General features: G+C 44.7%; 23 protein-coding genes and 1 riboswitch. Of the genes, 16 read left to right on the top strand and 7 right to left on the bottom strand.

Features of this window, described 5'->3' with window-relative positions; genetic code table 11:
* Nucleotides 1-27: 27 nt before the first annotated feature.
* A complete protein-coding gene (locus ACFPRA_RS04930) occupies nucleotides 28-486 on the bottom strand; it encodes a chemotaxis protein CheX (RefSeq protein WP_381431336.1) in 459 nt (152 codons plus the stop codon).
* 128 nt (nucleotides 487-614) lie between these two features.
* Between ACFPRA_RS04930 and ACFPRA_RS04925 the strand changes: the two genes are divergently transcribed.
* From ACFPRA_RS04925 to ACFPRA_RS04910, 4 genes are all read left to right on the top strand, one after another.
* Nucleotides 615-4,253: a dynamin family protein gene (locus ACFPRA_RS04925; protein WP_381431334.1), complete on the top strand. Its 3,639-nt coding sequence runs from the start codon at nucleotides 615-617 to the stop codon at nucleotides 4,251-4,253.
* A complete protein-coding gene (locus ACFPRA_RS04920; protein WP_381431332.1) occupies nucleotides 4,254-5,075 on the top strand; it encodes a sulfurtransferase in 822 nt (273 codons plus the stop codon).
* A gap of 65 nt (nucleotides 5,076-5,140) precedes the next feature.
* A complete protein-coding gene (locus ACFPRA_RS04915) occupies nucleotides 5,141-5,812 on the top strand; it encodes a DUF421 domain-containing protein (protein WP_381431330.1) in 672 nt (223 codons plus the stop codon).
* A gap of 20 nt (nucleotides 5,813-5,832) precedes the next feature.
* Nucleotides 5,833-6,429 (top strand): metallophosphoesterase family protein, encoded by a 597-nt coding sequence (locus ACFPRA_RS04910; RefSeq protein ID WP_381431328.1) that lies wholly within the window; start codon nucleotides 5,833-5,835, stop codon nucleotides 6,427-6,429.
* 29 nt (nucleotides 6,430-6,458) lie between these two features.
* On the opposite strand, the gene ACFPRA_RS04905 is transcribed toward ACFPRA_RS04910, so the two are convergent.
* Nucleotides 6,459-6,851 carry a ribonuclease HI family protein gene (locus tag ACFPRA_RS04905; RefSeq protein WP_381431326.1) on the bottom strand — a complete coding sequence of 131 codons (393 nt, stop codon included), beginning with the start codon at nucleotides 6,849-6,851 and terminating at the stop codon, nucleotides 6,459-6,461.
* 144 nt (nucleotides 6,852-6,995) lie between these two features.
* Here ACFPRA_RS04905 and ACFPRA_RS04900 point away from each other — a divergent pair, with 144 nt between their 5' ends.
* Complete coding sequence (locus tag ACFPRA_RS04900) at nucleotides 6,996-7,184, top strand: zinc-finger domain-containing protein (RefSeq protein WP_381431324.1); 189 nt, start codon at nucleotides 6,996-6,998, stop codon at nucleotides 7,182-7,184.
* Between the two features lie 127 nt (nucleotides 7,185-7,311).
* Here the strand turns inward: ACFPRA_RS04900 and ACFPRA_RS04895 are convergent, their stop codons facing one another.
* Nucleotides 7,312-7,521, bottom strand: a complete 210-nt coding sequence (locus ACFPRA_RS04895; RefSeq protein ID WP_239388536.1) for a cold-shock protein — start codon at nucleotides 7,519-7,521, stop codon at nucleotides 7,312-7,314.
* Between the two features lie 200 nt (nucleotides 7,522-7,721).
* Between ACFPRA_RS04895 and ACFPRA_RS04890 the strand changes: the two genes are divergently transcribed.
* From ACFPRA_RS04890 to ACFPRA_RS04875, 4 genes are all read left to right on the top strand, one after another.
* Complete coding sequence (locus tag ACFPRA_RS04890) at nucleotides 7,722-8,351, top strand: HD domain-containing protein (RefSeq protein WP_381431321.1); 630 nt, start codon at nucleotides 7,722-7,724, stop codon at nucleotides 8,349-8,351.
* A 439-nt stretch (nucleotides 8,352-8,790) separates the two neighbouring features.
* A complete protein-coding gene (locus ACFPRA_RS04885; RefSeq protein ID WP_381431319.1) occupies nucleotides 8,791-8,970 on the top strand; it encodes a YtzI protein in 180 nt (59 codons plus the stop codon).
* A 139-nt stretch (nucleotides 8,971-9,109) separates the two neighbouring features.
* The gene (locus ACFPRA_RS04880) at nucleotides 9,110-9,484 is read left to right on the top strand and encodes a CidA/LrgA family holin-like protein (protein ID WP_381431317.1); all 375 of its coding nucleotides are present in this window, start codon (nucleotides 9,110-9,112) and stop codon (nucleotides 9,482-9,484) included.
* A complete protein-coding gene (locus ACFPRA_RS04875; protein WP_381431315.1) occupies nucleotides 9,475-10,164 on the top strand; it encodes an LrgB family protein in 690 nt (229 codons plus the stop codon). The genes ACFPRA_RS04880 and ACFPRA_RS04875 overlap by 10 nt, the downstream gene beginning before the upstream one ends.
* 27 nt (nucleotides 10,165-10,191) lie before the next feature.
* On the opposite strand, the gene ACFPRA_RS04870 is transcribed toward ACFPRA_RS04875, so the two are convergent.
* Complete coding sequence (locus ACFPRA_RS04870) at nucleotides 10,192-10,731, bottom strand: transcription repressor NadR (protein ID WP_381431313.1); 540 nt, start codon at nucleotides 10,729-10,731, stop codon at nucleotides 10,192-10,194.
* A 446-nt stretch (nucleotides 10,732-11,177) separates the two neighbouring features.
* Between ACFPRA_RS04870 and proB the strand changes: the two genes are divergently transcribed.
* From proB to ACFPRA_RS04840, 6 genes are all read left to right on the top strand, one after another.
* Entirely contained in the window at nucleotides 11,178-12,278 is a 1,101-nt protein-coding gene (proB, locus tag ACFPRA_RS04865) for a glutamate 5-kinase (RefSeq protein WP_381431311.1), read from the top strand.
* Nucleotides 12,279-12,293: 15 nt separating this feature from the next.
* A complete protein-coding gene (locus ACFPRA_RS04860) occupies nucleotides 12,294-13,541 on the top strand; it encodes a glutamate-5-semialdehyde dehydrogenase (RefSeq protein WP_381431309.1) in 1,248 nt (415 codons plus the stop codon).
* A 58-nt stretch (nucleotides 13,542-13,599) separates the two neighbouring features.
* The gene (locus ACFPRA_RS04855) at nucleotides 13,600-14,088 is read left to right on the top strand and encodes a flavin reductase family protein (protein WP_381431307.1); all 489 of its coding nucleotides are present in this window, start codon (nucleotides 13,600-13,602) and stop codon (nucleotides 14,086-14,088) included.
* 231 nt (nucleotides 14,089-14,319) lie between these two features.
* The gene (locus tag ACFPRA_RS04850; RefSeq protein ID WP_381431305.1) at nucleotides 14,320-15,198 is read left to right on the top strand and encodes a patatin-like phospholipase family protein; all 879 of its coding nucleotides are present in this window, start codon (nucleotides 14,320-14,322) and stop codon (nucleotides 15,196-15,198) included.
* Nucleotides 15,199-15,354: 156 nt separating this feature from the next.
* Nucleotides 15,355-17,091: an AAA family ATPase gene (locus ACFPRA_RS04845; protein WP_381431303.1), complete on the top strand. Its 1,737-nt coding sequence runs from the start codon at nucleotides 15,355-15,357 to the stop codon at nucleotides 17,089-17,091.
* Nucleotides 17,092-17,539: 448 nt separating this feature from the next.
* Complete coding sequence (locus ACFPRA_RS04840; protein WP_381431301.1) at nucleotides 17,540-17,965, top strand: DUF1801 domain-containing protein; 426 nt, start codon at nucleotides 17,540-17,542, stop codon at nucleotides 17,963-17,965.
* Between the two features lie 83 nt (nucleotides 17,966-18,048).
* Here the strand turns inward: ACFPRA_RS04840 and queE are convergent, their stop codons facing one another.
* Genes queE through queC form a run of 3 tightly spaced genes read right to left on the bottom strand, consistent with a single transcriptional unit; the run spans nucleotide 18,049 to nucleotide 19,840 of the window.
* Entirely contained in the window at nucleotides 18,049-18,756 is a 708-nt protein-coding gene (gene queE, locus ACFPRA_RS04835) for a 7-carboxy-7-deazaguanine synthase QueE (protein ID WP_381431298.1), read from the bottom strand.
* Nucleotides 18,753-19,178 (bottom strand): 6-carboxytetrahydropterin synthase QueD, encoded by a 426-nt coding sequence (queD, locus tag ACFPRA_RS04830; protein WP_381431296.1) that lies wholly within the window; start codon nucleotides 19,176-19,178, stop codon nucleotides 18,753-18,755. The genes queE and queD overlap by 4 nt, the downstream gene beginning before the upstream one ends.
* Complete coding sequence (gene queC / locus ACFPRA_RS04825; RefSeq protein WP_381431294.1) at nucleotides 19,175-19,840, bottom strand: 7-cyano-7-deazaguanine synthase QueC; 666 nt, start codon at nucleotides 19,838-19,840, stop codon at nucleotides 19,175-19,177. The genes queD and queC overlap by 4 nt, the downstream gene beginning before the upstream one ends.
* Before the next feature lie 7 nt (nucleotides 19,841-19,847).
* Nucleotides 19,848-19,891: riboswitch (PreQ1 riboswitch) on the bottom strand.
* A 109-nt stretch (nucleotides 19,892-20,000) separates the two neighbouring features.
* Here queC and ACFPRA_RS04820 point away from each other — a divergent pair.
* Nucleotides 20,001-20,156, top strand: coding sequence for a DUF1540 domain-containing protein (locus ACFPRA_RS04820; protein WP_239388508.1), 156 nt, complete (start codon nucleotides 20,001-20,003; stop codon nucleotides 20,154-20,156).
* Nucleotides 20,157-20,251 lie beyond the last annotated feature (95 nt).

Below are 20,251 nucleotides of genomic sequence, written 5' to 3'. Positions count from 1 at the left end.
AATACCGGGAGAATCCTTTTTGGTTATTTAAGCTGGTTCATCCATTGTCAATAAAACGTGTAGCATTGTCCCATCTTCCAGCCGGACGGGCAATTTGAAAGCTTGGGTGAAGCCGAAAAATTTCGTTTCCCCCGCCATCACAGTAGGAGGAGAAATATCGAGGTGCAAACCATCTTTTTCAAGGATGGTACATAAGTTTCCGGCGACCATATTGCCGAGTTCGCCTGTGAATGATTCAATCATTTCCCCTTCGATCGACATGCCGAACATCGCTTGTCCGATTGTATCGATCCCTTGCTGTGAAGTGTCAATGATCAATCGGCCTTTGATCCCCCCGACAAGCCCAATGAGAACACTTAGTTCCTTTTGCATATAAGGTTGAACGGTGAGAGTTGGGGGGAGAACGTCTAATTTGACGGGAATAACAGTTGTTAAAGAAGTAATGGTGCCATTTAAGATCATTTGTACATATTTGGATGTACTCATTTATCTTTCCGCCTTTCGTCGCAACTCAATGGGTCTATCATATCATGAATAAATGCTAGAGTACGAAAATTCGACAAAAAATTTTCTCTAAATTTTTTTCCATTATTCAGAGCGTGAAAAGTGGTATGATGGGAAGAGAAATTGAGGAAGGGATCGAAATGTACATGCCTGAATTGGACAATCTATTGCAACAAGCTGCCTTATATGGACAGCTCTTCAAACAGAATGAAGACGAAGAACGTTTTAAGAAAACGGTATACTTCGCCAATAAATTAATCGATAAGGAATATACAATCGGCTTTGCCGGCCATTTTTCTGCTGGGAAATCTTCGATGATCAACGCATTGACTGGGGATGATCTGTTGCCATCCAGCCCGATTCCGACAAGCGCCAATATCGTTAAAGTGCGGAAAGCGGAAACGGACTATGCCATCATCCATCGCTCGGATGGAACAGCTGCGAAATATGCAGGGCATGGTTTCCCGGCGGCAATTAAATCATTCAGTAAAGACGGAGCGGCGGTTTCCCTCGTAGAAATCGGCCATACAGAATCGAAATTGCCGGATGGGATCACCGTTATGGATACGCCAGGTGTCGATTCCACGGATGATGCGCATCGACTTTCGACGGAATCGGCACTCCACTTGGCGGATCTTGTCTTCTATACGATGGATTATAACCATGTGCAATCGGAATTGAACTTCCGCTTTACGAAAGAGCTAATGCGCTATAACGAAAATGTTTATTTAATCATCAATCAAATCGATAAACACCGGGAAAGCGAGCTGCCATTCGAAGATTTCAAAAAATCTGTTGAACATTCTTTTGGCCTGTGGGGCGTCGTGCCAAAAGGGATTTTTTATACGTCATTAAAGGATGCCGCACATGCACATAATGATTTCAATAAAGTGAAGGCGATCGTTGACGGTTCGATGGAAAACTGGCAAGAGCGGTTTGTGGAAAATGCGAAACAAACACTTGTCAAATTGCGTGATGAACATCGTCAATTTCTAACGGATGAACTGGAAGAACGAAAAAACACCTTCTCTGACAGAATGACAGACGATGAATGGGATCAGAAAGAAGAACTGTTGGCGGAGCTGGCAGAGACGGAAAAGATGCTCTCTTTACTATCGGAAGATGCATTCGCTTCGAATTTTGATCGGGCACAGAACGATTTGCTGCAAAGCGCAGCGATTACACCATACGAAACACGCGAACTGTTGAAGGACTATTTGGAATCATTGTCTTCACGTTTCAAAGTCGGATTTCTATTCGGGGCCAAAAAAACGGCGGAAGAAAGGGAACGTAGGAAAAACGCGTTAGCCGAAAATATCGGGAAACTTGTCCATGCCCAGATCGAAGTCCATTTGAAGGCATTGATGAAAAAGTCTTTGAAAGAAGCGGGGATTTTAACCGATGACCGCTCACTCTCCATCGATGGGATGGATTTTACGGTTCCATTTGCAGAACTGGAGAAAGAATTCAATGTGTCGGAAGTGATCACGGGCGATACCGTCTTGAACTATTCCGAACGGATGCGGACCGTTATCCAGCATGCTTTCCGTAAAATGACAGATGACTGGAAGCACGAAATGGCTCGCATCACAGCCCAATCTGGAAATGAACAATCAGGCCCCCTTGAACAGAAAGTACGCCTTCTAGAAGAAAAACGAATGGCAATTCTCCAAGTCGAAGAAGTGCAACAGCAACTGGAAAACGTGGAAAAAGAAATGGCTAACCCATCAAAACAGATGACGATCGCGCGCGATGCCCTTCTTGAAAAGTGGAATATGCGTGAAACGTTGCAAACGCTTGAATTTAGTGGGACAGATGAAGGGGATCGTACACAACAAGAGGCAACACAGGAACAGGAATTGGTATCGCCTCATGCAGAATCCGATGTTGCTGACGCTGGATCTGTTGCTGAGCAGGCCATGCAAGTGGCACATGCAGTGGAAAAGATCCCTGGTTTTCTGGAAGCGGCGGAATATTTACGTAAAAAAGCGGATCGATTGGATGGTCAGGAATTTACTGTAGCATTGTTTGGTGCATTCAGTGCGGGAAAATCATCATTTTCCAATGCTTTGATCGGAGAAAAGGTCTTGCCGGTTTCCCCGAACCCGACAACGGCGGCGATTAACCGGATTCGTCCGGTTTCCGCCGGAAAAGAGGATTGCACGGCGGATGTCCTGTTGAAAACAGAGGAGCGGATGACGGAGGATGTCCTACGTTCATTGGAGGCGCTAGGCATAAAAGCTTTGTCATTGGAAGATGCATTCCAAAAGGCAGAGGCTGCGCTCCAAACGGAATTGCAGGAAGAGCATCTCCATATCCATAAAGCGTTCATCAGTGCATTCCAAAAAGGCTATCCTGTGTACCGCGATGCACTCGGTACGGTCGTCAAAGCGGAACGCGATGAATTTGTGAAATTTGTGGCGGAGGAAGATAGAAGCTGTTTCGTTGAATCGATCGATTTCTATTATGATTGCGAATTGACAAGAAAAGGAATTACCTTGGTGGACACGCCAGGAGCCGATTCCATCAATGCGCGTCATACTGACGTTGCTTTCGAATATATCCGCAACGCCGATGCCATACTTTTTGTCACGTACTATAATCATGCATTTGCAAGGGCAGATCGGGAGTTTCTCGTCCAATTGGGACGTGTGAAAGATGCGTTCGAACTTGATAAGATGTTCTTTATCGTCAATGCGATCGATTTGGCGGCGAATGAAGAGGAAGCGGAAGACGTCAAAACGTTTGTTGGGGATGAGTTGCGAAAGTTTGGCATCCGCCATCCACGCGTGCACGGCATTTCAAGTTTGCAGGCGCTTGAAGCGAAAGTGAACGGTCAAGCAGATCCTCACATGACTCCGTTTGAAAAGGAATTCCATCATTTCTTGGAGAATGATCTGAAAGGGCTCGCTGTCCAGGCGCTGGAAGAAGAAACGGTGAAAACGATCGAACGGTTGGCCTCGCTTATTTCCCGTACGGAAGCGAACCGGACGCGCAAAGCGGAGCGATTGGAGGAGTTGAACCAGTTGGAAGGGGAATTGCGCCGCCACTTCGCTTATCAGTTTGCGGAAGTGTTGACGAAAGCGACCCATAACGAATTGGAAGAGCTCATTTATTACATTTTGCAACGCGTATTCCTACGTTACAGCGATTTTTTCAAAGAGGCGTATAGCCCATCTGTCTTTGTGAACAACTCGGCTGAACGGGCATTGAAAGGGGCGCTTGCCGAAGCGGTCGGGATGATTGGATTCGATTTGACACAGGAATTGAAAGTGACGAATTTACGGATGCTGAACTTCATGAAAAAGCAAATCATGGATCGACAACGCATCGAATTGAACCATTTGAACAACTTGGACAATTCCATCGTCCCTTCCCCATATGAGCCGCAAGAAGCGGAGATGCTGACATTTGCAACACCGTTTGAGGATCCGGGTGTCTATGGCAGTGTCAATAAGCTGTTTAAAAACCAAAAAGCATTTTTCGAAAAAGGGGAGCGGGACGTCTTGAAAGACCGTCTCGGTGAACTGCTGAAACAGGATGCTTCCATTTATCTTGGCCAGGAGAAAGAAGAACTGGGCAAATGGGCGGACAGTTGGATTGATAGCGAAGCGGAAGGGCTTAGGCAGCATTTATTGAAAGAGAGCTTGAACCAAATCGCTTCGGAAAGGTCTTTGTTGCAAGGGACGGAACAGTTGGAGGAATGGAAGAAAGTGTATGATCGCTTACGCATAAAGGAGTTGGTCTGATTGGCGGAAGTATTTAAGTCGGCGAGTGAGGTTGATTTCGAGAAAACGAAATGGATTGATACGCGTTTCAATTTGCAGGATGCACAGGAAGGGAAGCGCAAGTATGCGGAAAGTCATGTAGCCGGAGCGATCTATTGGGATTTGGAAAAAGATCTTTCGGATATGACCAAGCGAGAAGGGCGGCATCCGATGCCTGAGAAAGAAGCGCTGACTGAACTTTTCCGGAAAAGTGGACTTTCCCTCGACGATTCCATCATTGTCTACGATGATGGTGGCAGTCCTTTTGCAGCACGTGCTTGGTGGCTATTGCAATATGCGGGATTCAAACAAGCGTTTATCGCGCTGGAAGGTTTTGAAGCGTTGAAAGAGGCAGACATCCCTGTCGATGACCGTCTTCCACAACCGACTCCGACCGCTGTGGCGCCTCAATGGAATGAGACGATCTATGCATCAAGACAATATGTCGAACAAACGGTGGAGGGGCAGACGGCAAGTCATTTGCTGGATGCCCGCTCTGCTGCCCGTTATCGCGGCGAACAGGAACCGATCGATCCGATTGCCGGGCGGATTCCGGGTGCCTTGAATTTCGATTGGGAACAGCTGAAGAACGAGGGTGTCTATCGACTGGGTGGGGCAGTGAAAAGCGAGTTGCATCAAGTCGTCGCTCCTTTTCAAGAAGTGACGGTCTATTGCGGAAGCGGTGTGACGGCAGCCCCGCTCTATGCGATGTTGAAGCAGCATGGATACGATAAGGTCCGACTGTATGTCGGCAGCTATAGCGATTGGATTTCAAAAGAGGGGAACGAAGTCGAGAGAGGGTAAAGAATACAATTTGGTAAAAAGGGGTATAAGCCTGTAACTCGGTAAGTTGAGGGGGTTACGAAAGGATGTATCTCGATACTTTACTAAAACTTGTCATCGGCCTATGTGCGCTGCTCGTCGTCGTGCGTCTTCTCGGCAAGAAAGAATTAGCGCAATTGACACCCTATGATTTCGTCTATACGCTTGTGCTCGGGGGCATTTTGGAAGAAAGCCTCTTTGATGAAAAAATTAAAATTACACACTTCTTGTTTGCCATTGCATTATGGGCAATACTCATCTATTTCATTGAAAGAGCGACGAAAAAATGGAATCCGATTCGGCTTTTATTGAAAGGTGAGCCTGTCAAGCTGATTAGTGATGGCGAACTCGATATGAAAAAGTTCAATAAGCATCATCTTGAGATGGAACAGTTGCGAACAGCTTTACGGAAGCAGGGAATTTTCACGCTTCGGGAAGTGCGGGATTTGTTTTTAGAACCTGACGGAGATGTGACGGTCAATCAATATGCCCGCTACGAACCGGTAACGAACGGTACGTTACAAGAAGGGGCGGCAGAGGAAGAACCGACCGTGCTCCTGATCGATGAAGGTGAAGTGAAGGAGGAAGTGCTAGCGTTTGCCGGGAAAGATCGCAAATGGCTTATGGACGAACTTGTGAAAAAAGGGTATCCTGATCTGAAGCGAATCGCATATGGTGAATGGTCCGAAACGGAAGGCTTATTCATTAAAACTTATTAACCGATGATGGAGGCTATACATTGAATTACGCATTATTGGGAGATATTCATTCATCCAAAGAAGATCTGGAAAAAGTGCTTGCCGATATTACGGAGAAAGCACCTGAAGCCATCCGGGTCGGAACAGGAGACTTGTTTGAATGTACAATCAGTAAAAAGGATATAACAAATAAAAAGTTCTTGACATTGGAAGAAGTCATGGTTATTCCGGAAGGATTTCCTGAATTGTTGACGTTTTTTTCTGTGAGGGGTAATCAGGAAGAACGAATTGTTCAAATTACGGAAACGGAAGACCCACTACGGGAAAAGCTATCCACTTTGCCCGAGACATTGGAGCTCGGCCAAGCAGAAGTGATCCATGGCCATCAATGGCAGTGGGGCGGTGAACCGTGGTCGCTCATCCAGGCGAAGGCGGATACATCACCTGTTTTTTATGGGCATAGCCATCAGTCAGCCTTATCGAGGGATGGCGTCGAGCAAGCTATCGAATTCGGCGTTCCCTATGACGCCACAGGGGAACAAGTGCTGGTCAACGTCGGGGCTGTCATTGGAGATCGTGAATGGGTCTTGTACGACATGAATGACCATACAGTCACGTTTATGAAAGTGGGCATATGATGTTCTGAAAAAGAAAACTAACGCTTAGGTTAGTTTTCTTTTTTATGGATGGCTGCTCTGGCCAAGGCATCTGCGGCCCGGTTCTCTTCATCAGGAATCCATTTGATAAAAAAGAAATCGAACGTTTTGGCGATATCGAGAATTTTTGTCAATAGATCTTTATATTGCTCATTTTTGACGAATTCCTTTTCAACGGCCATGACGACAACTTGGGAATCTGAACGGACTGAGACAATGCCTGTTGTCAGTTTTGCTGCTTCTTCCATTCCACGTAATAATGCATGGAATTCGGCCGTATGATTATTCGTGGGCTCGATCCGTTCGGAAATTTTAAGGTGATGTCCTTCCCCTTTGATAAAAATACCAATACCGCTCTTACCTGGATTCCCTGCACTCGCTCCGTCCACATATACTTCCAGCATGTTTTCAACTCCATTGGTTAAATTATAAAGTGACAGGCATACGTATTGTTGACAATGTCCTGTTCCTATCGGTTTGCGTATGGAAAGTTGCAACCTAATACAAAGCATATTAAAATAAATGAATCGTGTCTATGGGAGGGTGTTATGAACAAAACCAATGTGATGAATGAAATCACTGAAATATTGGATGTCTATTGTGAAGAATGTTTTGTGAAACGGCAATTGTCCAAAGAAAAAGGGAAGACCGGTGCACATCGATTTTGTATTACAACTTGTACGATTGGTGAGCAATTACAGTTTTTAGGACAGGAATTAAATAAAATAACAAAATAATATCCCGCTGCAATAGACATCAGCGGGATTTACTCTTTAGGATTTACTGCTTAACTTCATTTTACAAAAGAATAGGGCGCCCGTAAATTTTGAAGTGCAAATCAAAATCCAGGCGCCTAAGATCTAATTATTCATCGTCAATTTTTAAGACATTTGCCGCCTGAGGTCCACGATTCCCTTCGATGATTTCGAAGGATACGGATTGCCCTTCATCGAGCGACTTAAAGCCATCTGATACTATACCGGTAAAGTGGACGAACACATCTTCCCCGTCATCCGCTTCGATGAAACCATAGCCTTTGTCATTGCTGAACCATTTCACTTTTCCCTGGTACATGTATACTCCTCCTCGGCGTTTCAATGTCTCATCCATCATATGGCATGGATATTTAAACTATACATGAATCGACAATTTGCGTCAATCATATGCCTAAATTTTCAGACGCCTTCTTGATTAATTTTACATAAAGGTAAGTTAATTTGACTGACCTATCACGGCAATTACTTTTCATATAGACAGACAAATGGAGTGATCTGATGAATACCCTTATAGAGAAATGTGAACAACTCGTCGAAGAAATATACAATCAATATGATGCCAGTCATGATTTCGCGCATATTGAGCGTGTACTGCGGAACGCGGAAATGATATTGCAGCAAGAATCGGACGCCGATCCACAAGTTGTCCGATTGGCCGTATTGTTGCATGATATCGATGATGTTAAGTATCAATCGGACGACCAACCGACCGCTACCGAACTATTACAGACGATCGGGGCAGACCGGCAACTGTCTGAGCAAGTGTTGACCTGCATTGAAAGTGTGTCATTTAGTGGCGGTCATGCAAAAGAACTAACTTCCATAGAGGGAGCGATCGTCCGTGATGCAGACCGTCTTGATGCGATCGGTGCCATCGGAATTGCCCGGGCGTTTGCATTCGGTGGAGCAAGGGGACGAAAGTTGTATGACGCCAACGAAACCGCAAGGGAAATTATGTCCGAAGCCGAATATCGGAGTAAGGAAACCGCCTCCGTCACCCATTTCTATGAAAAGTTGCTGTTACTAAAAGACTTGATGAGTACAAAAGAAGGAAAGCGACTTGCGGAACAGCGACATGCCTTCATGGAAACATTTTTGAAACAATTGAATAGTGAAATTGGCTTCTGACAATGGTTAGCACACGGATCGTCAAAAAAGCGTGTCCGCTCTTCATCATATGATAGATGTCCGTCAAATCATTCATCTTGCAGGACGTTAGTGCTATTTGAAAGAGATGATTGGAAGTAGTTTTTTGATAAAAATCTAGCCAACCAGCAGTTGAAACTGAAGGTCGGCTAGAAAATGGGTGCTGGAAATAGTGGAGGGGAGTTATCATTAATAATCATTTATTTAAAATGATTGGGAATGAAACAGATACTTACGCTTACGTCCTTGGAGATGCGACCATTAAAGTGTGGAATGATAGAGCTCGCAATTGAGCATCATGGTGAATTGTCAAGAGGGAATTATGACTAATTCATGTAATTTCAGTCAATCAACTAGGAATTGTGAAAACTTTGTAGTAGACTATTACTGATGAGTATTTAGACGGGAAGGTGAGCAGTAATTGAGTACTATGGGATGGATTTGGATTATGATTGCTTTCTTAGTTGTGGAGCTCATATTTATTTACATTGTTATTCATAAAGCTTATCGATTTAAACATACAATCGATCCAATTGACGCAAACGGGAAAGAAATGAAGGAAAATGGATCGGATAACCATCATACGGAGTTCACTAAATAGGAGCCCTAGATGTACACTTAATGTGTACATTTTTTTATTCTTCTTTTAGCATTTATGGAATCGGGTCTCTGCATTATTATAATTCGAATTGATGGTAGTCTATATATGAATAGTTAGAGAAAGGATGTCGTTATAAGTTTTGAAATATGTAAAAATAGCATTACAAATTATCATATTATATGTTTTTGTGCTTGTCGGGAATTGGATTCAAAGTTATTTCCATCTCCCGCTACCGGGAAGTATAATCGGGTTGTTACTGATGTTGGCCGCGTTGTCCTTGAAAATTGTTAAGCTACCATGGGTAGAATCGGGTTCAAGGGCTTTACTGTCATATTTACCAATTTTTTTCATTCCTGCTACGGTCGGTGTCATCGATTATGGTGGAGTCTTCACCGGGAAAGGCATTTTACTCATTCCGCTTATTGTGCTGAGCACTTTCGCGACAATGTGGGTTTCCGGCTATGTGAGCCAGACGATCGCCCGTAAGAGCAAGGAGCGGATCGCATGCAAATGATCGGCATTTCCCTTGGTTTTGTTTTAATGACCGTCATATTCTATTTGGTGACAAATGCGCTGTATTTCAACTATCGTCGGGCGTTTCTCGTTCCGGCCTTTGCTTCGTCGGTTCTCATTATCCTGATTCTTCTCGTGTTCCGAATCCCCTATGATACCTATATGCTTGGTGGACAATGGATCGACCGGTTCCTGGGACCAGCGATTGTTGCGTTGGCAATACCGCTCTATAAACAAAAGGATTTGTTGAAGTTGCATGTGTTCCCGGTGCTTGGCGGTATCGCTATAGGTGTCTTTACCGGCCTTTTCAGTGGTGCTTTGTTTGCACAGCTCTTCGGATTTTCTCAAGAGATCATTCTCACGTTACTGCCGAAATCCATCACGACGCCGGTTGCTATGGAAATCGCGGCAAGTGTAGGTGGGATCGCTCCATTGTCGGCTGTTTTTGTCATGATTGCAGGTTTTACAGGTGTTTTATTCGGACCGGTATTTTTGCGATGGACTCGGATCGATACCCCGATCGGTCGCGGAATCGGTTTGGGGACGTCTTCGCATGCGCTTGGTACATCCAAAGCGCTTGAGTTGGGCGAACGGGAGGCTTCGATGAGTTCGGTGGCGATGACGTTAAGTGCATTATTTGGTTCAGTAATGGCCCCGATTGTCGTCTGGTTGTTTTATTGAAGCAAGAAATAGCAAAACGGATGATCCTCATTCAACGAGGATATCCGCTTTGCGTAATGCATCTTCGGCATTGGTAAGCTGAGCATCGGTATCTGCCAAGACGGTGTGGAGATGGGTGCCACCTTCGGATAAGTTCAATAAAAAAGAGGCATTCGCTTCTCGCACTTTTTTGATGAACTCTTTCACTTCATGCCGATTCGAAACCATGATGGATGCACTAAGATCACCATAGACAGGATGCTCGATCTTGACGTCTTTCACTGTGAGTCCGTGATCGACGAAAATGTGTAGTTCTTCTTCCGTCTGTTCAGGTGTATGGCGACAGACAATCGTTTTTTCAATTTTTCCATGATCGCTTTGTGTCAGCATATAGACATACCCTTGACTGGTGGCGATGATCGGTTCATTTTTCGCCTTTAGCAATGTAATATCCCCAACAATGACTTGTCGGCTGACATTGGTCATTTCACCAAGCTCTCTACCTGAAATCGGTTTTTTGGATGCTTGCAATGTTTTGATGATCAATTCTCGACGTTCTTTTCCAAGGATTTTTTCGTTATCATTCATCATCGAGTCCTCCTTACACTGTTTAGTCTATCATAATTGGCAACTGGATACGGAGGAATGAAAGGTCTTGGCTATGCGTAGGCGAAGCCCTCTTGACAAATTCCGTTTCTGTTGTATGATAAATAGAAATCTTCACAAACGAATGTCGATGAAGGAATAGTATGCAGGCATTTGCTGTGCCAGAGAGTGGAGTTTACAAGCTGGAAGACTTCGCCACAGACAATCTGCTGAACCTACCTTCGGAGTCCTATGCTAAAACATAGGCGCTTCCCTCAGCGTTATGGGGTAAAGCGGGATGCATGCGTGCATCCAATTATGGTGGTACCGCGGAAGTGAAGCCCTTTCGTCCTTAATCAGAAGGATGGATGGGCTTTTTTTCGTTATCCTGCCTTCCACAACATCGGCGATGATTTGGCAAAAACATAAGAAATGGTAGGGATTTCGTGATGAAAAAACAACGGATTGTCGTAAAAATAGGCAGCAGTTCTTTAACGAATGATCGTGGGGAAATCGATCAACAGAAATTCGATGATCATATCGGGGCACTTGCCGCCCTTCGAAATGCGGGGCATGAAGTCATTCTTGTCTCTTCAGGTGCAGTGGCGGCAGGTTTTGCAGGTCTTGGCTATCCGTCGAGACCGCTCACGTTAAAAGGAAAGCAAGCTGCGGCGGCAGTCGGTCAAAGTCTACTCATTCAATCCTATATTGAGAAATTTAGTGCGTACAAAATTGTTCCTGCACAAATATTATTAACGCGCAGCGATTTTTCGAATCGCGAACGTTATCGCAATGCATTTGCAACGATGACGGAGCTGTTGGAACGCGGCGTCTTACCAATTATCAATGAAAATGACACCGTTTCTGTCGAGGAATTGACTTTCGGTGATAACGATATGCTATCTGCACTCGTAGGCGGTTTTCTCCATGCGGACCAGCTGATTATCTTGACGGATATCAATGGATTATATGAGTCAAATCCCCGAACAAATCCGACCGCCAAGCGATTTGATTATTTGGAAGAAATTACGGAAGAATTGATGGCCGGGGCGGATGAAAACGGTTCAAAAGTGGGCACGGGCGGCATGAAATCGAAATTGCTTGCTGCCAAAACGGCATCTTCACTCGGAGTATCGGTGTTTATCGGAACTGGAAAAGGTGATGATAAATTGATTGATATTGTGAAAGGGATGGGAGATGGTACGTATATTTCAAATCCGTCTATTGCGAAGCTCAATACGAATCGGCAATGGATCTTCCTCCATTCTGAAATTACCGGAAAACTGTACGTGGACGAAGGGGCGGAACAAGCGATTTTGTATAACGGAAAAAGCTTATTGCCTGCAGGCGTCTTTAAAGTGAAAGGGGAATTTCAAAAAGGGGATGTCGTGGAAGTGTTCGGCTTGAATGGTCTGTTAGGGAAAGGGGAGGTCAGTTATTCCTCTGAAGAATTAAAGCAGACGATTGAAAAACGTAATCGGGAACTGATGGCAGATTTACAGTCATCGACAGTTGAAGTCATTCACCGGGATCGGTGGGCAAAAATTTGAAATGGGGGCTATATAATGAGTGAAGTAAAGAGCAAAGGACTTGCTGCAAAGCAAGCAAGCTATCAGTTGATCAATTGTACGACAGAGCAAAAAAATGCGGCATTGGCTTTAGTCGCAGCGCAATTAACAGCGGATCACCAAATGATACTTTCTGCGAATGAACAAGATTTAGCGGAAGGGAAAGCAAACGGATTATCCGAGGCGATGCTTGACCGTATCATGCTTAATGAACAGCGGATCCAAGGAATGGCTGAAGGGATTCTGCAACTGATCCAACTGAATGATCCAATTGGTGAAACGCTGGAGACAATTGAAAAAGAAAACGGTTTGCGCATCGAAACAAAACGTGTGTCGATCGGTGTCGTCGGGATGATTTATGAGGCAAGACCGAATGTTACGGTGGATGCAGCGACGCTTGCGATCAAAACCGGGAATGCGGTCATTTTACGAGGCAGCTCATCTGCCAAACATTCCAATCTGGCATTGATGAATTCGATTCACGCTGCACTTGAAAAAAGCGATTTGCCGAAAGATGCGGTGCAATTGATCGAAGATACGAGCCGGGAAACAGCCAAAGAATTGTTCCGCCTGAATGACTATTTGGATGTATTGATTCCAAGGGGCGGTAAAACGCTTATTGAAACGGTTGTCCGTGAAGCGACGGTGCCGGTCATTCAAACGGGCGCAGGGAATTGCCATGTATTTATCGACGAATCGGCGGAAGTTGAAATGGCGGAAAACATTGTATTGAATGCTAAAATCCAGCGTCCTTCCGTTTGTAACGCAATCGAAACGATCATTATCCATAAAAACTGGTTTACAGCACATGGTTCGGCGTTAGTAGCGAAATTGCAGGAACAAGGCGTTGAGGTTTTCGGTGAAGAGATGGTTGTCCAAACCTGTCCAGGTGTCAAACGAGTAGCCGATGAGGATTGGTCTACGGAATTCCTTGGACTGGCGATCCGAGTGAAAATCGTTTCCAATGTAGAGGAAGCGATTGAGCATATTAACCGCTATGGTACGCAACATTCGGAAGCGATCATTACGATGAACAAGCAGCATGCGGAGCAATTCCTTGCACGTGTCGATGCTGCCGCTGTCTATCATAACGCTTCGACCCGTTTCACAGACGGATTCGAGTTTGGATATGGGGCTGAAATTGGTATTAGCACACAAAAGCTACATGCGCGCGGACCGATGGGATTGAAAGCGTTGACTACTAGTAAAATCATGATATTTGGCGAAGGGCAGATAAGAGGGTAAGATAGTAGAGAAAGCACTAAAGTAAGTTGTCTTAAAATATGGTACTGGGGTGGCTATCATGGCAGATCGTATTACAAGTTTCAAAGAAGTGATGGGGAATTACCCGACAGGAGTCACGGTCATTACGGCTTTTGACGAGCAAAATAATCCGATCGGACTCACGGTCAATTCTTTTGCGTCCGTATCATTGGATCCAATGCTCATTTTATGGTCCATCGATAAGAGAAGCGCTTCTTATGATTCCATTTTGAAGGCGGATCAATTCGCGGTCAATATTTTGGCGGAGGATCAAAGTGATCTTTGTGTATTATTTTCAAGTAAAGTGGCCAATCGATTCAGCCAATGTGAATGGACAAAATCTGAATTGAATCTCCCGCTTCTTTCCAATTCATTAGCAGTTCTACAATGTAATACATTCAAACAAGTGGATGCTGGCGATCATACAATTTTGATTGGAGAAGTTGTAGATATCCAAAAAGCAGTAAAGGATCCACTACTTTATCATCGAAGAAAATTCGGTCCGATACCGGAAGTATTTCATAACTAAAAAACCGCGCACTGGGAATATAATTTCCAGTGCGTTTTTTATCGTCTAGACTCCGGGCGCCTGTCGCGACTAGGCAGGCGCCCTGCGCTTTTATTCTTCAATCGTACAAACTATCAATGAATTGACACCCTTGTTTGTGACATACAGTTGTAATGGTTGTGTAGAGATGAGCATGATTTCCTAAGTCACTCCATTCATCTGTAGGCATCATGAAAAGGGAAGGGGTCATACATGATTATTGATGGTGTATTTTCCGGAGGTGGTTTGAAAGGCTTTGCACTGGTGGGGGCTTATCAAGTGTTGGAGGAGAAAGGTTATCGATTTCGGAGAGTTGCCGGCACAAGCGCAGGATCCATCTTAGCCAGTTTCATAGCAGCGGGTTATTCGGCCAAGGAAATCGAGGAGTTGCTGGATGAGTTGGATACGTCAACTTTTCTGGATCCCCGCAGAACGATTCTTCCATTTTCATTCATGAAATGGCTCGGCTTGTATTGGCGGCTCGGTCTGTACCAAGGGAAAGCATTGGAAAATTGGTTTTTGGAGAAATTGGCAAAAAAAAATATTTACACATTTGCGGACATTGCGCCAGGTTCGTTAAAGCTTGTAGCTTCTGACTTGACGAATGGCAAGATGATTGTTCTACCGGATGACTTGGAACAGTATGGGATCGTCCCAGAAAACTTTCCGATTGCACGTGCGATGCGCATGAGCTGTGGAATTCCATTTTTCTTTGAACCGGTGAAATTGAAAGTCGGTTCCGGAGATACAATCGTTGTCGACGGAGGGGTGCTCAGCAATTTTCCGATGTGGATATTTGATGGTGATCATGGAAAACGAGAGCGTCAGGTCTTAGGCTTGAAATTGAGCCAAAATATTGAAGACATGGAAGGTCATCCTATACACAATGCATTGCAACTGTTCGAAGCACTATTCTCCACGATGAAGAATGCGCATGATAACAGGTATATTTCCCGTAAACATGAAAAAGACATCATTTTTATCCCTGTCGAAGGTTATCGTGCGACGGAATTCGATATGGATGAGGAAACAAAAAATGCCTTGATGGAAATTGGACGTGATCGAACGTTACAATTCTTGAAAACATGGTAATCCAGATTGTTGGAAGTCACCTCAGCCTGTCTTTCTTCTGAGCCCCCATTCACTCGAGATGTTCACGATTCATTCAATAAATCCATAAAATTCCCTATCTTATTTGCCTATTTTTTATTATAATAGACACATACCAAAGAAGGAGTTGGGGAAGGCTTGAAGCCTATTTCTACATTTACAGCAAAAATTGTCGTCCTGGTCCTCTTAGTCGTTGGAATTGCAACAAGTGTCGGATGGTATGTTTTTGGTGTGAATAAAGGGACCGCGATTTCCTTTTCGGCATTGGAACAAACAATCCAAGCCGAGAATGGTCAGCCGGTAACTTTGCGGGAAAAATCTGATGGAACGGTCTATTTGCAAACAGATGATGCGTTATATGTGACGCAAGTCCGTCCACAGAGCGAATTGGTTGAACAGTTAGTAGAAAAATATAATATCAATTATCAATATATAGATCAAAACGGTATCGGCGGGTTGCTCATGGGTGGGCTCCTCATTGCGGGGCTTATTACTTTGTTCATCCTCCATAAAAAAGGGAAGATCGGCATTGGCGCCTCTACGATGAAAAATAGTGCATCCAAAGCAACCCCTTTGCCGGATATTACGTTACGAGATATCGGTGGACTTCCAGATGAAATGAAAGAAGAGATCCACCAAACTTTATCCATCATTAAAGATCCTAAACGTTCTACACAACTAGGCATCGAAGCACCGAAAGGGATTCTATTGTACGGACCGCCTGGTACCGGGAAAACGTTGTTAGCGCAAGCGATGGCACGCGAAATCGGCGCCACTTTCTTTTCATCGAGCGGTGCGGCTTTTACAGAACTGTTTGTCGGTGTCGGAGCATCACGAGTGCGCACATTGTTTCAAAATGCAAGAAAGCAAACACCTGCCGTCATCTTTATCGATGAAGTGGATGCCCTTGCGGCAAAGCGGAAAGCGCATGGCGGAGAAGAAGCAGAGAAAACGCTGACGGAATTGCTTGTCCAGCTGGATGGTGGTAGTGATAATGACGGTATTCTGTTCATCGCGGCAACGAATCGGAAGGATATGCTCGATGACGCGTTCTTGCGTCCGGGGCGGATTGATTATTCATTCCAAGTGCCTTTGCCTGACACGACGGGTAGAAGGGAAATCATTGATATCCATGCGAAAGGCAAGTTGTTGGCAGCAGATGTCGTCGCCTCTTTGGATACGTTGGCTGAAAGTACATCCGGCTTTTCCGGTGCTGAGCTTAGCTCCCTATTTGAAACGGCGAGCAGAAGGGCGATCCGTGATGGACGTCAAGAAATCGATAAAAGCGATTTGGATTTTGCGATCGACCGCACGATTTTGGGAAGCACTTCCCGTACGATGAATGATCCAGAGACTAAAAGAAGAGTGGCCATTCACGAATCCGGTCACGCGCTCATCGCAGCGATCACCAAACCCGGTTCGGTCCGGAAAGCGACGATCATTCCACGCGGGCAAGCGCTCGGCTATGTCGCGCCACTGCAAAAAGAGCTTCATCTTTCCACATTCAGCGAATTGCTAGACCAAGTGAGCATGATTCTCGCGGGTGGTGTGGCGGAGCGTCTATATTTGGGTGAACATAGCATCGGTGTCAGTGGCGATGTTCAGCAAGCGAAAGATATCATTGAGCGGATGGTTGACACGGGTCTTTTGGAAGACGGTTTTACATTAACGTTCAATAAAGGTGAAAAAGAAGCGAAAATGCAACAAATTTTCGGAAATGCCCTTCAGAAAACAGAAACTTTATTACAGGAAAATGCTTCCCAGTTCGAACAGTTAGTCGAGGCGTTAATGCAAAAAGAAACGCTCGATGGGACAGAAGTTCAGTCGATTGTCGATAGGAAAGCTGCTGTGTTGGAAGAAGTCGGCGTTTGTTAAACATCAATTACGTCTTGGCGTAATTGCGTCCAGATTTTGAATCGAGCTTGCTCGATTAACTCCTTTCAAAATCTGTGACATCCGCGGGCCTACAGGATGTAGGTTATGCAGTCGTTGCGAATCGAACAGCGGAGGGTTCGATTTGCCTTAATTTCTGCGATCTTTGCAGAAATTAAGGCACTTTCCTTTTAGGACGTCGCGCACTTAGACTGCCTTCCATTATTCGTTCAGCTGGAGTTTGAACACCCGCTGAACAGGAAACAAAACCGCATTCATCTCGCTATCTATAGAGGTGAGTAGCTGACGCTTCGCTTTCAGTACAAAAAGATTTGCTGAATGAAGATAATAGAAGATAAAAAACAGCCATGCATGGCTGTTTTTTATCGTTTAGAAGACATGCTATGATGAATGGAACAGAATTATGAAATCAGATGGGAGTGAAAAGGGCATGTACGAACAAAAGACGAAGGAAACAGACGCAAGTGTCATCGAATTCATTGAAAATGTGGAGAGTCCTAAAAAACGGGAAGATGCATACCGATTGCTCGAACTTTTTAAAGAAGCAACGGGTTACGAAGCTAAAATGTGGGGGCCGAGTATCATCGGATTCGGTTCCTATCATTACGTCTATAAAACCGGGCATGAAGGGGATGCACCGTTAGTCGGATTTTCTCCGCGAAAAGCGAAAATCAGCTTGTATTTCGCGCCGGGGGAAACAGAACGGGAAAGCTTGTTGGCGCGATTCGGAAAACATACGACGGGAAAAGCATGCGTCTATATTAACAAATTGGACGATATCGATACGGATGTGTTAAAAGAATTGATCACAGCATCTGTAGAATTTTTACGGAAGCAATATCCTGAACAACCATGAATTAGTGAAGAAAAGGTGCTGTATCCCAAGTCTAAAAACGACTTCGGGGACAGCACCTTTTTCATTTATTTACAATTATAATATTACACGCCACGCTTATTTCCCCACACCAAAGCATGCAATTGCGGGAGCACTTTGGCATCGTTCATGACGGGGGAGTTGACAGCCAGTTCAATGAGCCATTCGTAGCGGTGCAGTAATTTCGGTACGAGGAAGGCGTCGTCTGTTGTGGTGATGTCGTCGTTACCGGTTTGTAAAAAGAAAGGGACTGTCGGGTAACGGAGATGGACCTCTTCCGCAAATTTGAAGTCGTCCTCATCAAAAATGACGATTTTCAGGCTGGCGTTTGCATCTGCTAGTTTTTCCAGGAATCGGTCCAGTTTGCTAAAATCCGTTATCATCCCTGAACTTGGTGGTTTCGGAGACAGCGTAATATCATCGATGTTCAATAACCAATCTTGCCAGAACGAAGCCTGTGTTTCGACCCCGACTTTCCATCCTTCTGCATGACAAAGGTCGACGAGCTCCCCGATTCCTTTATGCAACGCTGGATTTCCTCCTGAGATCGTTACATGTGAAAACAATTGTCCGCCAATCGCTTTTAGTTCTTCGATGATTTCCGGCGGCCGTTTCGAGACGCTTTTGCCTGTTCCATCCCATGTGAAACTGGAATCACACCAAGAACAGGAATAATCACAGCCTGCCGTACGGACAAACATCGTTTTTTGCCCCACGACCATCCCTTCGCCTTGGATCGTCGGACCGAATACTTCCATTACAGGAATTTTCATAGCAAATCCTCCTGTCTTGGACGGTAGATAACATAGCTGGTCGGCGTTTCCCGAACGATCACTTGCAGGCAAACCGGACGATTTTCCCTTGTCCGTAGCACATCTTGAATGGTCGTCCAAATCGTTTCTGCCAATATCTCTGTTGTCGGAAAGCGATGTTGGAATTCGGGATGATCATTCAATACAGAATGGTCATACTTTTTATGGATCAAGTCTTTCAATTGTTTAAAGTCGATTAAAAAACCGAGCGGATCCAATTCATTTCCGCCAATGGTCACATTGATATGGTACGTATGGCCATGCATCACTTGGCATTTCCCAGCATCTTCATCGGGAATGAAATGAGCCGCCGAAAAATGCATATCTTTGTTTAATTCAAATCGATAGCTATGTTGGACTTGTGGGTAAAATTGCTGCATCATTTGGCAACACCTGCAGACTTTTGAGATAAATATGTCGCGAGACCTTCATTACGCAACACGCATGCCGGGCATTCCCCACAACCTGAGCTCGGAACCCCGTTGTAGCACGTGAGTGTTTTCTCTTGTACAAAATCGAGTGCACCAAGTTTGTCCGCCAAAGCCCATACTTCTGACTTATCGAGCCACATTAACGGTGTATGAATGACAAAGCGCCCATCCATTGCCAAATTCAACGTTACATTTAATGATTTGATAAAATTATCACGGCAATCCGGATAGCCGCTAAAATCCGTCTCACTGACACCGGTGATCAAATGTCGTGCGCCGATCGCATCTGCATAGACAGCTGCGAAAGAAAGGAACAGATGATTTCTTCCGGGGGCGAATGTCGACGGTAATTCGCCATCCACTTCGGTCACTTCGATGTCATCCCGTGTCAAGGCATTGGCTGACAATTGATTGATTAATTGCATATCAAGCACTTTGAACGAGACACCGAGTTCCTCCGCTATTTTCCTTGCACATTCGATTTCATCCGAATGGCGTTGTCCGTAGTCGAACGTTACAGTTGCGACTTCCCGGAAATTGTCCAATGCCCAAAACAGGCATGTCGTACTGTCTTGGCCGCCACTAAAGACGACGACCGCTTTTTCATTTTTCAATATCTACATCTCCTTAGTTTTTTATAGAGGGAGTTTGCGAACCTCTTTTTTGAACCTTGTCCATCATACCATACGAAAAGAAAGGATGGCTTTACCTGGCGCATAAAAAGTATTTTTTCTCGCGATCTTGTGCATCCTACAAAAAAGGAGGTGTGAAGCCGTGGCTCAAGAAATTCTTTGTGAAGTGAACAACTGTAAATATTGGAGCTCAGGCAATAAATGTAGCGCCAAATCGATTTACGTTGTCAGCCAAAAAGGTAAAAAGGCAACGAGCAGTGAAGAAACCGATTGTAAAACATTTGTACCAAGAGATTGAACACGGCAGATTCTAAGTCGCGTCCGAGGAATTCAACCCTCAATTTGCATCTAGAATCACACATAAGAAGCCTTCTTAACAGGAAAACCTCCTTC

The sequence above is a fragment of the Sporosarcina soli genome, from assembly GCF_042655805.1.
Classification (GTDB): domain Bacteria; phylum Bacillota; class Bacilli; order Bacillales_A; family Planococcaceae; genus Sporosarcina; species Sporosarcina soli.
Note: the sequence above shows the minus strand (reverse complement) of the source record. Positions and strands in the feature narration are given on the sequence as shown.